Annotated in this window: 12 protein-coding genes; 8 read left to right on the plus strand and 4 right to left on the minus strand. The window is 44.6% G+C overall.

Translation table 11 applies throughout. From position 1 onward, the window contains the following. Positions 1-69: 69 nt before the first annotated feature. The 6 genes from DLD82_RS01215 to DLD82_RS01240 all read left to right on the plus strand — a co-directional run bounded on the left by DLD82_RS01215 (position 70) and on the right by DLD82_RS01240 (position 7,164). Positions 70-852 (plus strand): cache domain-containing protein, encoded by a 783-nt coding sequence (locus DLD82_RS01215; protein ID WP_146199651.1) that lies wholly within the window; start codon positions 70-72, stop codon positions 850-852. Between the two features lie 120 nt (positions 853-972). Further along, entirely contained in the window at positions 973-2,523 is a 1,551-nt protein-coding gene (locus tag DLD82_RS01220; protein ID WP_109939279.1) for a hypothetical protein, read from the plus strand. Next, positions 2,520-3,536 (plus strand): hypothetical protein, encoded by a 1,017-nt coding sequence (locus DLD82_RS01225; protein WP_109939280.1) that lies wholly within the window; start codon positions 2,520-2,522, stop codon positions 3,534-3,536. The genes DLD82_RS01220 and DLD82_RS01225 overlap by 4 nt, the downstream gene beginning before the upstream one ends. 64 nt (positions 3,537-3,600) lie before the next feature. Next, the gene (locus tag DLD82_RS01230; protein ID WP_109939281.1) at positions 3,601-4,122 is read left to right on the plus strand and encodes a hypothetical protein; all 522 of its coding nucleotides are present in this window, start codon (positions 3,601-3,603) and stop codon (positions 4,120-4,122) included. Between the two features lie 59 nt (positions 4,123-4,181). Beyond that, complete coding sequence (locus tag DLD82_RS01235; protein ID WP_109939282.1) at positions 4,182-5,336, plus strand: FAD-dependent oxidoreductase; 1,155 nt, start codon at positions 4,182-4,184, stop codon at positions 5,334-5,336. A 46-nt stretch (positions 5,337-5,382) separates the two neighbouring features. Then, positions 5,383-7,164 (plus strand): LIC_10190 family membrane protein, encoded by a 1,782-nt coding sequence (locus DLD82_RS01240; RefSeq protein WP_109939283.1) that lies wholly within the window; start codon positions 5,383-5,385, stop codon positions 7,162-7,164. A 52-nt stretch (positions 7,165-7,216) separates the two neighbouring features. Here DLD82_RS01240 and DLD82_RS01245 read toward each other — a convergent pair whose 3' ends face one another. From DLD82_RS01245 to tfrA, 3 genes are read right to left on the minus strand one after another with little or no spacing between them, the layout of a single operon-like run. Continuing rightward, positions 7,217-8,479, minus strand: coding sequence for a DNA methyltransferase (locus DLD82_RS01245; protein WP_109939284.1), 1,263 nt, complete (start codon positions 8,477-8,479; stop codon positions 7,217-7,219). Position 8,480: 1 nt separating this feature from the next. After that, positions 8,481-9,929 (minus strand): fumarate reductase (CoM/CoB) subunit TfrB, encoded by a 1,449-nt coding sequence (gene tfrB / locus DLD82_RS01250; RefSeq protein ID WP_181391183.1) that lies wholly within the window; start codon positions 9,927-9,929, stop codon positions 8,481-8,483. Further along, the gene (gene tfrA, locus DLD82_RS01255; RefSeq protein ID WP_109939344.1) at positions 9,926-11,548 is read right to left on the minus strand and encodes a fumarate reductase (CoM/CoB) subunit TfrA; all 1,623 of its coding nucleotides are present in this window, start codon (positions 11,546-11,548) and stop codon (positions 9,926-9,928) included. Before tfrA ends, tfrB begins: the two co-directional genes overlap by 4 nt. Positions 11,549-11,668: 120 nt before the next feature. Between tfrA and DLD82_RS01260 the strand changes: the two genes are divergently transcribed. Continuing rightward, a complete protein-coding gene (locus DLD82_RS01260) occupies positions 11,669-13,066 on the plus strand; it encodes an aspartate kinase (RefSeq protein WP_109939285.1) in 1,398 nt (465 codons plus the stop codon). 2 nt (positions 13,067-13,068) lie between these two features. Continuing rightward, positions 13,069-14,061, plus strand: coding sequence for a phosphoribosylformylglycinamidine cyclo-ligase (gene purM, locus DLD82_RS01265; protein WP_109939345.1), 993 nt, complete (start codon positions 13,069-13,071; stop codon positions 14,059-14,061). Here purM and DLD82_RS01270 read toward each other — a convergent pair. Next, complete coding sequence (locus tag DLD82_RS01270; protein WP_109939286.1) at positions 14,058-14,582, minus strand: ZPR1 zinc finger domain-containing protein; 525 nt, start codon at positions 14,580-14,582, stop codon at positions 14,058-14,060. The genes purM and DLD82_RS01270 overlap by 4 nt on opposite strands. Position 14,583: the final 1 nt, after the last annotated feature.

The raw sequence follows: 14,583 nt of genomic DNA on the forward strand, positions 1-14,583 counted from the left end.
ATTCCGTTTATCAGAGTTTTGTTTTTTGATAATCAGGCATATATATTTTCGGGTATTACAGGTAAGGGCATGAAAGCAACTTTATGGATTGGATGTATTCTTCTCATTCTTCTTGGCTGTACAAGCCTTTGTATGGCAAACGAAACAATCGGGAATGAAACCGAAGTAATAGTAGAGAATATCTCAGAAACTATTACCAATGATACGAATGTCACTGAAATTGTAGATGAAGCAGTAATTATTCCTGCTCAACCAGTTAATGAGTCAGAGCAGATCACTTCGGAAGTTGATGAGGTTCAGGAAGTACCTTCTGAAATCATCGCAGAAGTAGTACCAAACACAACCGTTGAATCAGAAGCTCCGGCACCAGTAATTTCACTCATTGAACAAAAAAAGAATGAACTTGCAGCTTTTGTTGCAGATACCAGAATGGTAGCACTGAAAGCAGGAAAGGATGCTGCAATCTCTGCCTTCAATGACCGGGCAGGGCAATATGCAAATCCGGATATGCCGGTCTTCGCCTATGACATCACCGGAAAAGTTCTGGCAAATTCAATGGACCCTAATTCCGTCGGGACAAATCAGATCAGCGTTTCTTCTCCTGAAGGAATACGCTATGTCCAGATGATGATTGACACTGCAAAGAATGGAGGAGGATTTGTAGAATACACCGCTTCCAACATCCTTGATCAGGGAAAACTCATGAAAAAGATGGTATACGTGAGCTCTGTTGATGGGTCATGGTTTATTGGTTCAGGTATTTTCCTTGAAGACGAGGTAGAACGGGAAAGCCCTTCAGCTGAAGATTTGGTATCCCAGGAAACCGCTGAAAACTCAACTGCTTCTGCATAAGCAGGATCTTTTTTTTATATTTTTTCCGATTGGTCTCATTCTGAAACCAGAAAATTAGTCAGATTGAAGAACCTTTATATTGGCTATCTCCGAATATTTCTGAAGGGGGAGTGTACCGTGATGAGGTATTATATTTTTCTTACATTCTGTATGCTGATAACCGTGTCAGGAACCGCTTATGGAGCAGTTCCAGGCGATATCCTTAAAAATCAAGCCTTTGGTCTTCCGGAAGGGCCTGAATGGGGTTATGGGCTTGATACATCCGCGGATGGAAATACCACGGTTTGCGGAGTAGCTTATCCGGATGATTCGGTTGACCTTGGATATCTTGGAAACGGAGATGTCTGGGTAATTCGGTTTGATGCCAACGGGACTGTTCTCTGGGAAAAATTATACGGGGGAAATGAAACCGATTACGCCCTGTCTGTTCGGAATCTGCCTGACGGAGGAGCAGCTCTTATAGGCACGACCGGATCATATAACGGGGACGTGAGCAATTACCATGGAAATGGTGACATGTGGGTTTTAAACCTCGGCCCTGATGGGAATATACGCTGGGAATTGGCACTCGGAGAAAACCAGACTGATGAGGGGTCAGATCTTGTGGTTCTTCCGGATGGCAATATTGTAGTATGTGGATATACTATGTCATCCAGAAATGGCGACCTCTGGATGATAAGACTGGATCCCTCCGGAAATATTGTCTGGCAACGTGCATATGGAGGAAACGGACGTGACAGTGGTACAAGTATAACCAAAACCAGTGACAATGGAATTGCTGTATGTGGAAATACAAATTCCACGGACTCTCCCGATCGTGTAAACCAGACCAGCAATGATGTCTGGATTCTGAAAACTTCCCTGAATGGCACCCCGCTCTGGGAAAAATCCTATGGGGGTTCTGCTCTTGACTGGGGGCATTCAATTGTAGAACTCTCTTCAGGAGATCTTATGGTGGCTGCTGTCACTGCTTCTGGTGATGGCAATGTAAGCATGAATCATGGGGCGGGAGATATCTGGATCATGAGACTTACCCCTGATGGTTCTCTCGTATGGGAAAAATCATTTGGGGGCAGTTTTAGTGATAATGTCTGGAAACTGGAACCTTCTTCATCAGGGGGAGCATATTTTGTCGGAGACAGTTATTCCATGGACGGAAATTTCACCGGTAATCATGGAGAATCAGATCTGCTGATTGGTGAAATTGATGGAGACGGTACCCTGCTCTGGCATAGGCAGATAGGAGGTTCGCTTGTTGACCGGGGTTCATGGGTGAAAAAAACTCACAACAATTCTCTTATGATAACCGGTATGACTGCGTCATCAGATGGGGATCTTTCCGGGAACCACACCAGTGGGGATCTCTGGGTTCTGGAGGTTCAGGCGAATGGAAAAGAAGAGCCAGTTCTTCCGGAAAGTAATCAGAGTGCTGCACAACTTCTGATGATCCCCTTAAACGGAGATGGTCCCGTACCAACTGATCCGGATGGTGACGGCAGATATGAAGACATGAACGGAAATGGTAAGACCGATCTACAGGATCCAACCGTTTTCTTCCAGAATTTTGAATGGATTCAAAAGCAGGGCTACCTGTATGAATTTGATTTTAATGAGAACGGTTCATTGGACCTCGGTGATGTGCAGGCGCTCTTTGCGGAGATACAATCATGAATTATCATCTGACATTAATCGTGCTGCTCCTTGCAGCAGTAAGTATCATCTCAATTTCTTCAGGAGAAGTTGTTTCAATCGCGCCCATCAGTATTCAGGCAGGAACTCAGGGAAATGCTGATATTACCCTTGACTCAGTCCCTGCAGGATTATCTGGATACCGGATGACCGTATCATCAGATAATCCGGCAGTTGTGACAGTAACCGGGGTATCATTTCCAAAATGGGCATCTCTTTCCGAGGCAGTACCAGGAGAGAGTGGCTCATTTGCATTGAGCGCCATTGATCTGAACAGTGAAGTGGAGAAAGGAGCAGGCAGTATCACTCTTGCAACCCTGAACATCCAGGCATCAGGTGCAGGGAGTGCACAGATAACAATGGGCGGAGTGCAGATAGATGATGATTCAGGAAATCCGGTCCAGGCAGAGATAAAGCCAGGTACGGTTACCATTCCCGGATCAACACCGGTCCCGACATCTGTTCCAACAGTAATGCCAACGCTTACTCCTACATCAAGTCCGCAGGAAAACAAAATAACCCTGAACACGGGATGGAACCTCGTTAATATTCCCGTGGAACTCTCCGAAGGATCAAACACTGCTGAGATATTCAGGAATGTACAAAGTGCAGGTCATTCCATCCTGGCATATGACAGTTCATCCGGATGGGTTACCGTTGGCAAAAATGACCCTCTCACCCCCATGACCGGGTACTGGATTTACACCACAACACCCCTGAGTGTTTCCCTCTCGGTGAAGGGCGTTCCTACCGGATCGAAATCTCTTGCTACCGGATGGAACCTTGCGGGAATTAGTGGCACCAGTCCCCGTTCGGCTGATGTTGCGCTTTCAGGTCTTTCATCATGGACATACATCATACCATATGACAGTTCTGCACAAAAATATCGGGATGCAGGCATCAGGGGAAACACAAATGCACCGGTAATACTTGAACCATACGAGGCATTCTGGATATACCTGAACTCACCAGGAACCCTTTCCCCATCATCATAAAACAAAATCCTATATTTTTACAGAACCTTTTATTATAAGAAATCTGGATAGGAGACCTAAGGAAATGTACTATAAAATCGGAGCATGCCTCCTTTTAGTTACTCTCCTGGTAGCCGGTGTTCATGCAATTCCCCCGCTGCCATACGAGTTTTATGGAAATGTCACCGTAAACGGAACAGATGCTGATGCCGGAGTTGTCATTCTCGCAAAAATTAACGGGACTGAAGTAGGGAATATTACGACAACCACAACCGGAATTTATGGAGGGCCTGCTACCTTTGACCGGCGACTTGTAGTAAATGGTGCTGAAGAACAGATAGGTGAATACATAACGTTCTGGATCGGTGATTTGCAGGCAGCGCAGAAGGTAAAACTCTATGCCGGAGAATCACAGCATCTTGATCTGTCTTTTACTCCCGGAGAAGAGGGCAGTATTGATGCATCCGTTGTTCCATCTCAGAGCGGAACCATTGCAGATGTTCCAACAGACAGTGAAACACCTGGGCCTACCTCAACACAGGCACCGTTACTAATAGCCCCGATTGTCGCCGGACTTGCGATTTTCCTGTTATACCGGAGAGAGTAAACAGGGCCATTATCCTTTTTCCATCTCTCTTTTATGTAAACGATACATAACTATCACATATGCCTGAGGTTACAGTTTATTCTACTCAGAACTGTCCTTACTGTCGGCTTGTTAAAGCATTTCTTGACCGGAATAATGTGCCCTACCGATCAATAGACGTGGGTATTGACCGGAAAGCAGCCAAAGAAATGGTTGAACTATCTGGACAATACGGGGTTCCGGTTATCGTGGCCGGGGATGAAGTAGTCATCGGATTTGATACTGACCGGCTTCGTGAACTGTTTGCCGCGGATAAAAAAACTGATCTGTTTGATGTTATTATCAGCGGGGCCGGGCCGGCCGGACTTACAGCAGCCCTCTATTGTGTCAGAAAAAACCTGAGGACCCTGATCATCTCTCCAGATATTGGAGGCCAGGCTCTTGAGAGCTGGAATATTGAAAATTACATGGGTTATCGGATGATCACCGGTGATAATCTCATATCAAAATTTGAGGAACAGATCCGGGAACTTGAGATAAGAATAGAACTGGACGAAGTTAACTCTCTCCTCCCGGTTTCCGGAGGTTTTGCGGTTAAAACAGTTTCAAATATGGAATATAAGGGAAAAACCGTTATCCTTGCCCAGGGGAAAAAACCCAAAAAGCTTGGAGCACCTCGTGAAGAGCAGTTCATCGGCAGAGGTCTTTCGGTCTGTGCAACCTGTGACGGGCCGATATTTCATGATAAAGTAGTCGGGGTTGTTGGTGGCGGTAATTCTGCACTCACAACCGCTATTGAGATGAGTGGTATCGCTAAAGAAGTTCACCTTATTGTCAGAAGCAGTATCCGGGCAGATAGTATCTATAGGACGCAGTTCGAGCAGAAAAAGAATATCATCACTCACATTGGATTCGAAGTATCTGAACTTTTAGGAGATGACCGGTTATCCGGAATAGTAATAAAAAAGAAGGATACCGAAGAGACAAAAACCCTGAATATGGATGGCCTGTTTACTGAAATCGGATGGATACCCAATACTTCCTTTGTTGAAGGGCTTTTGAAACTGAATGATCAGAAAGAGATTGAGATTGATATCAACTGCAGGACAAGTGCCCCCGGAATATTTGCTGCCGGAGATGTTACCAGTATTACCGGAAAACAGATTATTATTGCCTGCGGAGAAGGCGCAAAAGCAGCTCTTTCAGCGTTTGATTACCTGATGACGAGATCGTAAGAAACTAATCAAATTCTCCTAAGGTCAATTTTTTATTTAATAATTTATGCTGGATATATTATTTTTTTATTTGTGGTTTTTTCTTTGGATTATTGCAGTTATTGGAATTGGCAAAAGTATATACAAATTATTCAATATTAAAAATTTAATTGAATATCAACAATTTGAATTTGGAATTGTTGGAATCGCAATAATAATAATAATTGTTGGATTTGTAAATTTCTGGGATGGTTTTTCTTTGACATGTTCACTAATTCTGTTTCTTTGTGGACTATCGGGATTTTTCTTTTTTTATCCCCGAAAAAAATTTTCATTAAATTCAATAAAAAAAGAAATATTCCTTGGATCAATAATTTTTTGTGCAATTCTTACTTGGTTTCATCCAATTCATGATACAGGGGGTTACCATTTTACTGCGATAAATTGGATCATCACTCAACAAATACCGTTTGGTCTTGCAAATTTATATTCAAGACTTGGATTTAATACAACCTGGTTTTTAGGAGAGGCATGCTTTGAACAATTGGTTTTCTTTTTTCACCGACCTCTCTTTATTATGAATGGAATGCTTCTTTTCTTATATAGTTCGGTGATAATTTCAATATTCAACCATTCATTTAAAGACAATAAAAATATGAGTTGTTTTGAAAAAATTCAAACCACTTTCCAATATCTTACAGCAGGAGAAATGTTTTTAATTCTCTCAATCTTTCCGGTAATATTAATGACGGGATACTTCATTTCAACTGCATCGCCAGATTTTCCAGTATTTATTTTAATTATAATGATATTTGCTTTTAGCATTCAATTAATTAATAAAAAACTATCTGGCATTTCCTGGTATAATCAGATTTTGTTTATAGGATTTTTAATTTTTTTTGTATTATCAATTAAAACATCATCAATCCCCCTTGTTTTTTTCCTTGTTGGATTGATTTTTATCAAAGCTATTTTTAATAAAAATGGACTAAAGAATAACTTTCATACATTAAAAAATTTTTCACACACAAAAACCACATTTTTATTTTTTGCAATCATAGCATCATTAATTGTAATTTTTTTATTAAGAGGGCTTATTTTATCAGGTAATCCACTGTTCCCGATGAATACTCCTATTCAATTTAATCTACCATGGAATGTACCGAAAGAAATCACAATTGAGACGATGAATGAAGTAATTATTCCTGCTCGTCTCTATACAAATAATGATTTATCATTATTATCTGACATGAAATGGGTCTTTCCATGGTCAATAGTATTTATTAAAAAAAATATTACTCTGTTAGTAATCTGGATGACAACAATTGTAAGTATTATCACTTTCCTTATCAATGAAAGGCCATTAAATATTAAAAGGCTAAATATTATCGAAATTCAAAAAATTTTAATTTTTTTTAGTTTGATAATTGCATTAGTATTCTGGTTTTTTTCTGCTCCAGATCCTAGATTTGGATATGGTTTTCTCTATGCTTTACCTTTATTTCTCATTGTTTTTCCAATTGTTGGAAAAGAACAACCGAATCCTAGATGGTTTGTAAATCTTATCTCTAGGATCCTCTGTTTTTATTTAGTTATGGTTGGACTGCTGATCATTGCCATGTTTGTAATATGGGGATTTACGATTCCCCATTATCCTGATATATCTTATAGTCTTGAAAAATCCGCAAATGATGAATTGATCTTTTTTTCACATTCATGGGACCAAATCTGGGACATGCCTCTCCCAAATACTCCAGAGGACATATATTCTAAAATAATTATTGAAAAAAATCCAAATAACAAAGGTTATCATATGTTTTCGTTTAACAATAGTTTATTGAGATCATAAGGAGAAAATTTCTAACTTTTTTTGAAATATCGTTTCGAATTTGAAAAACCAGTCAAAAATCTTTGTAAAATAACACAATTCGGTTTGTATTCGTACCTGTTGACATATTATTCACTCCCCAGATGTTTGCAGTCTTGGTAAAGTCCTGCTGGTTGATAATTACTGCTGTGCAGGAAAAACCGGCAGAAATCCCCAAGGGGATCACATGTTCATCCAGTCTGACCGAGCCATTCCGGACTTCGCCCACCTCAAACGCAACATATCCCCCGGGCCTGGTAATCCTGAATAACTCCCTGAAGACATCCCGCATGATTCCTTCCCAGTCTGTAAGTTTCCTGGTGGTGGATATTTTTTTCCCGACTAATTCTGCATCCAGACCATTAAACCAACATCGAAGCCAGTTGTCGGCTGCATACTGTACAATATCCAAAAAGGGAGGGGATGTCACGGTCAGGGACACGGTATTATCCAAAATTTCGGGAGTATTTCGTGCATCTTTTGTCAGGAAGAGCGATGATGGTGCTACTTTTGAAAGGTTCTCTTTCTGTCTTTCGCTAATCCCCTGCAGTAATGATCTGGTTTTTTTCAGGATTATCTCCCGGACATCGCGGTATGGGGGAGTCTGGCTGCGGTCCCGGTTTATGGTAATCTGGCGTTCAGGTGATACTGCCTGGTTTGGTGGAAGGGTATAAACGGAAAAAAACCCGGGTGAGTGGCCGGATAACCGATTTGTTGCAACCATCCTGATCCATCGATCCGTCATATCGCACTTCTCCTTTTCCTCCTGTTCAAGGATATATGCGCGAAGACTGCACAGAGTCCTCAATGTATCAGGGTGGTAAAACATCGAGAGATCCATCTCACTGGAAACGGAATTGAGGTCAGGGATTGCATAAAGCCGTGCCCTGATGTCTTCATATGCCGGAGGGCTTAACCGGGCTTCGGTCAGGATGCGGGAGAGCGGATTGATATCATTTGAGATGACCAAACGACCCAGGAGGGCAGCCTCAAGGGGGGTTGTTCCCCGGCCGGCGAAGGGATCATAAATGATATCATCCGGTTCGGTCAGAAGGGTTATAAAAAACCGGGGAAGTTGGGGTTTAAAACAGGCTCTATACGAGATCTCCTGTAATTTAGATGCCTGTCGTTGTCGCGCAGTCCAGAACTCACCAATGTACCTGCAACACTCTACATCCTGAATATGAAGGAGATCACACTGTGTCTCCTTCGCCGCGGTCAGGGTGGTCTGACCATCCTGGGAAGGAAGCCTGAAATTTTGCAGGTAATCATGCACATATGAAGTGGAACGATTCATATCATAGTTCGGTCGGCTTTTTCCCAAGCGCCTCAACCAGTACAGTCATGAGGTTTTTCACCGGCCGGTCACTGTGTTCCTGGATGTGATATTCGCAGAAGGGGCAGATGGTAACGACAACATCTGCACCGGTTTTATTGATTTCAGCCCTTCGTAATTCACCCAGCGCTGCTGCTTCATCGGGCATCCCTGACCTGACACCTCCACCGGACCCACAACAGTAAGCAGGCATCTCAACAAATTTATCAACCGCTGTTACCAGGATTTCCCGGGGTTCACGGGTAATCTGTTGTCCATTCTTGAGATGACAGGGATCATGATAGGTTGCGGTGATCGGGACTTTGGTCAGAGGAGGAAGGCCAGTCTCTGATAGAATCTCCGACACGTCCTTTACTTCAAAAGGAGTGTCATAGTCATTTTTGAGTGTTGCACCACAACCGGCACACATTGTCATTACGGTGGTAATTCCCCTCTCCTGAAATGCCCGGATATTCTTGTCCTTTAACTCATCGATGAATGATGTCTGTCCGGTTCTGATAAGAGGCGACCCACAACAGACCTGGGTTTTGGGAATGATTACCCTGATACCTGCATGTCGCATAACCTCAAGCATATCCATGGCCCGCTCAGGAAGCCGGGCATTAAACATACAACCGCAGAAAAAACCAACCTCCCGTTTGACTTCCCCATAGGGTTCAATGACCTCATCAACAAGGTCCAGGAAGGTATGTTTGCCTGATTCTACCGATCTTCCGGTGGTCCTGACAAGTTCTGCAACCTCCTGGTGCCTTGGAAGTGTCAGTCCCTCGCGGTTGGCAATCTCACGGAGTTTTTCTATTGCCTTTCCCGGAGTCTCGATATTTTTAGGACAGACACGCCAGCACCGGTTACAACTGGTACAGGTAAAAAGGCCCTGTGTGATCGCCTCACGGATCCGGTTTCCCGGTTCTCTTGGATCAAGAGCTATTCGCATTTGTGACCTCATGGAAGTCGGGCCCAGAAAATCAGTAACCCGCATAGCCGGACAGACCGAAACACAGGAAAGACATTCAATGCAATCGCGCAGGGGTTTTATCTTTGAAACATCTTCCAGGGTAGGCAGTGTACCACATTCGGAAGAATGAAAACGGGGAATCGCATTAATTCCCGGAACAAGATCGACCATCAGATCTTTTATTACCGGAAGGTTAAGTGGCTCGATGACCATTCCATCAGACGCTTCTTTCGTGCAGGCAAGAGCAGGTTCTCCATTGACCCTGACCGCACAACTTCCGCACTGACCTGCATGACAACTTGAACGGTATGCAAGCGTTGGATCAAGCGTGTGTATCTTATCCAGAACATGCAGAACACGCGCCCCTTCCTCCATCTCCACAGTCCAGGATTCCATTCTGGGCTCTTCATCAGTGTCCGGATTAAAACGGGAGATGGTTACGGTTATATTCATCATGCCTTCCTCCGCTCGATGGTAGCCCCGGTCCTTGTCAGAATGGTATGGCCAAAAGGTGAACTCTGGTTATCCCAGTCCTGTATTACATCGGTTCTGACATGTGCACCACGTGATTCTTCCCGGAGAAGTGCACCGGTCACAATCAGTCTTGCAGTATCTATCATATTCCTGGTCGTGCAGCAGGAGATAAACCCGGAAGGATCAACCGCTTTGAGTTTTTTCCGGGAAAGAGCATCAAGTGCTATTCTGGTCTCTTCAAGCATTTTCTTTGTTCTGAAAATTCCTGCCCCATGCCACATGATTCTCTGGAGATCGAATTTTACCATGTCAGGAGAAACATCTCCCGTAAGATACCCTTCAAGCATCATTTTTGCAGAATCAACCTGTTCCTGGTTTGAATTAATTTCATGTTCAGGTTCTGTTCCTGCCATAGATCCTGCACGTTTTCCAAAGACCTGTGTCTCTGCCAGTGCATTGCCACCAAGACGGTTTGCTCCGTGAACACCACCGGCAGCTTCACCGCATGCATAAAGACCGGGAAGTGTAGTCTGGCAGAAGGGATCGATGCGTAGTCCACCCATGATGTGGTGGGCAGTCGGCGCCACTTCCATCGGTTCTGTCCGAATGTCCACACCGTACTTCAGAAACTGTTCCAGCATTACCGGAAGTCTTTCTTCTATTTGTTTTGCCGGAAGGTGAGAAACGTCAAGCCAGACACCGCCATGCGGTGTCCCCCGCCCTTCCTGGATCTCCGTTGCACAGGCACGTGCTACTACATCCCGTGTAGAGAGTTCCATCCGGTCGGGATCGTATTTTTCCATGAACCGTTCACCCAGGGAATTTTTCAGAACACCTCCCTCCCCGCGAACTGCTTCTGTAACCAGTCTTCCCCGTGCATCCCAGGGATATACTGCACCGGTGGGATGGAACTGTACCTGTTCCATATCGATAAGCTCAGCGCCTGCGCGCCACGCCATTGCATAGCCGTCACCAGTCCCGCTGGTGGAATTTGTCGAGATATCGTATACCCGTGTTCCACCACCGGTTGCAATCACGGTTGCATCGGCAATAAAAACATACAATTTTCCTTTCCGATCAAGCCCAAAAGCTCCGATAACTCTCCCCTGTGATAGGATGAGATCAAATACTGAAATCTCATGATACACCTTGACAGAGGTTTGTGAAAGTCGCTCCATCAGGGTTATCATCATCTCATGGCCGGTCCGGTCTCCTGCATAACAGGTCCGGGGAAAGCACTGGCCTCCAAATGGGCGCTGACAAAGAGTACACGAATCAGTGACATCAAAAACGGCACCCCATGCAATAAGGTCATTTATACGCGCCGGGGCCTCTTCTGTCAGGACTCGAACCAGTTCAGGATCGTTGAGATAAGCGCCACCTTTCATGGTGTCTGCAAAATGATCAGAGACATTATCTGCCTCATTCATCACCGCATTAAACCCTCCTTCAGCCATGATGGTGCACCCTCCCTTCCCGACAATTGTCCGTGATAATAACACACAGGTTCCAGAGCCGGAAGCTTCGATGGCAGCCCGGACACCTGCACCCCCGCTCCCAATGACCAGAACATGGGATCGGATGAACTCCTGATTCTGCATTATATACACGTCACAATCAGAACCTCTTTGAAGTTTCTATAGAATCCGGATCCATGCAGGTAATCCCTCAGCATCCCTTTTGAGAAAATAAGACACATAGTAACGGAGAGTTAGAGCCGCATGAAACTCATCATGAAATTTGGGGGCACATCTGTCCAGAATCCAGAATCGGTCAGAAAGGCCGTAGATATCGTATATGATAGATATTCCAAAGGCGATCGCCTGGCAATAGTTGTTTCTGCCAGGAGGGGTGTTACGGACAGGCTCATTGCATGCGCAGAAGCAATGGTTACTTCCCGGGATGCAGAAGAGGTTCCTGAACTTATTTCATTTCTTCAGGAAGGGCACCTCACTACCCTCAAAGAGATAGCGCCGGATCATTATCCTGAGATAAGCGAGATCATCACCCGACGCATAGAAAACCTGCGTGATTTTCTCTATGCAGTATACCACCTCCGGGAACTCACCGTCAGATCCCGCGATTATATCATATCCTTTGGTGAACGGCTCAACGCACCCCTGATTAGTGCTGCCCTCCGTCAGCGAGGGATACCTTCCATGGTACTTGACGGGTGTGAAGCAGGGATACTGACCACTGAAAACCATGGAGATGCGATAGCCCTTCCTGCAGGTGAAATCCGAATTAAAACCCGCCTTGAACCGGTAATTGAACATTCGGTTCCGGTAATCACCGGATTTATGGGATGCACCGAGAAAGGAGTCGTCACAACGCTCGGGCGTTCCGGATCTGACTATTCGGCAACAATCATCGGAGCTGCTCTTGACGCTGATGAGATATGGATCTGGACCGATGTTGACGGTATCATGACAACAGATCCGAGGATGGTGCCAAATGCCCGCGTTATCTCCAGGATTTCCTACATGGAAGTGATGGAACTCTCGTATTTTGGTGCAAAGGTCATGCACTCACGATCGATTGAGCCGGCCATGCAAAAAGGCATTCCGGTACGGGTAAAAAATACCTTTAATCCGGATTATCCGGGAACAGTCATTGAGGGAGGAGAGAAAAAAGATTCCAGGGTTGTAAAGGCAATCACCTATATCGATAAGGTTGCTGCCATTACCATCGCCGGTGCCCAGATGGTTGGAAGACCAGGAGTCGCACGCCATATCTTCTCCCTGCTTGCCGAACACCAGATAAATGTCATGATGATATCACAGGGGTCATCTGAAGCAAATATCACCCTGATAATCGAAGCCCATCAGGTCAGAACGGCAATGGATGCATTAAAACCACTAAAGGAACGGTGCGTGTTCCGGGATATTACCGCAAACGAGGATGTCTGTGCAGTCGCAGTCGTCGGATCAGGTATGGCCGGTATGGCAGGAACTGCCGGGCGAACCTTTTCAGCGCTTGGAAAAGCAGGAATTAATGTCATGATGATAACACAGGGTTCTTCTGAAGTGAATATCTCATTTATCGTCAGGCAGGAGGACGGACCAAAGGCGGTTCAGGTTCTCCACGATGAATTTAACCTGACAAATGAAGAGGTATGAGAATGGAGCAGGATGCATATCGTGATGCCGGAGTGGATATTGATCTCGAAGCTGCAGCGGTGAAAAGTCTCATATCCGAACTGACATACCGGAGAACTGGCAAGTTTGGAATGGCATCAGAAATCGGTCACTTTGCCGGGTTCATTTCATTTGGAAAATATGCACTTGCATTGGCAGTTGACGGGGTCGGGACAAAGATGCTGGTGGCCGATGCCCTCGAAGACTGGTCCACCGTCGGAATAGACTGCATTGCAATGAATGTGAATGACCTCTATGTGATGAACCTTGAACCGGTTGCTTTTGTTGATTATATCGCAACCTCTGCCCTTTCCAAAGAACAGATGCAACAGATTGGAAAAGGATTGAATGAAGGAGCAAAACTTGCTAACCTTTCCATTATCGGAGGAGAGACAGCAACCCTGAAAGGTCTTGTAACCGGGCTTGACCTTGCGGGAGCATGCCTTGGTATCCAGGAGAAGGAGAAAATAATATCCGGTTCTGCCATTACTCCCGGAGACTGTATGGTTGGTATCCCTTCGTCAGGAATCCACAGCAATGGTCTGACCCTTGCAAGACGCATGATTGAAGTGCATGGATCGTTAGATAAGAAACTCCCTTCAGGAGAGACACTCGGGTCTCTCCTTTTGAAACCCACCCGGATCTATGCGGAGGTTCTCAAAATCTGCAGTGAAACAGATGTTCATGGTATGTGTCATATAACCGGCGGAGGTCTTTTGAATCTGAACCGGCTTGGAACACATGGCTATGCATTTGATACACCGCTTCCCCCACAGGAGATATTTTCCTGGATTGCAGAGGCAGGAAACATCAGTGAGCCTGAAATGTACCGGACCTTTAATATGGGAATGGGTTATGTGTTCATCCTCCCAAAAGAGGGATTTGAAACAATTAAAAAATACTATCCTGATGCACAGATAGTTGGAACCGTAATGGAAAACAAGGGAATCAGTCTGAAAGGAAAACCCCTTTTTTAATCATTTTCAGGAGTATAATTTTCTTTTTCAGCTTTATCTGAATCTATCAGAGAATTACCCTGCGGATCCTCAATGATCAGAGTGATACTCCCCTTTCCATTCTGGATGTCTGCAATTTTTTCTTTTAATGCAAGTGCGTTTCTTCGCTGAATGTCATCTCCATCGATGAGCACATTGTCAAGAATTTTGTCTATCCGGCAGAGCACCCCTTCAACATTTGATACAAATCCTTCACATGCCGGACCTGGATTGATTTCAACACCAAGTTCCGGAACCCTCACCTGTGCCGCACTACTTCTGACAACCCTGACCGAGAGATCCTCTACACTACACGCATGGAAACTATATCTGACCGGTTCATTTGTGCTGATATTCTGGACATCTGAAAACCGGTACCCACAGAGCGGACAAGAGCAGGAGATAATCAGAATATCAGAAAAATAAGGAATATTCTCTGTTTTATATAGCCAGTCAGTCTCCTCACCGCAGGCAGGACAGGTTCCCCTAACTTCCTGTTCCAAA

It is taken from the genome of Methanospirillum stamsii (genome assembly GCF_003173335.1).
In the GTDB taxonomy this organism is placed as follows: Archaea; Halobacteriota; Methanomicrobia; order Methanomicrobiales; family Methanospirillaceae; genus Methanospirillum; species Methanospirillum stamsii.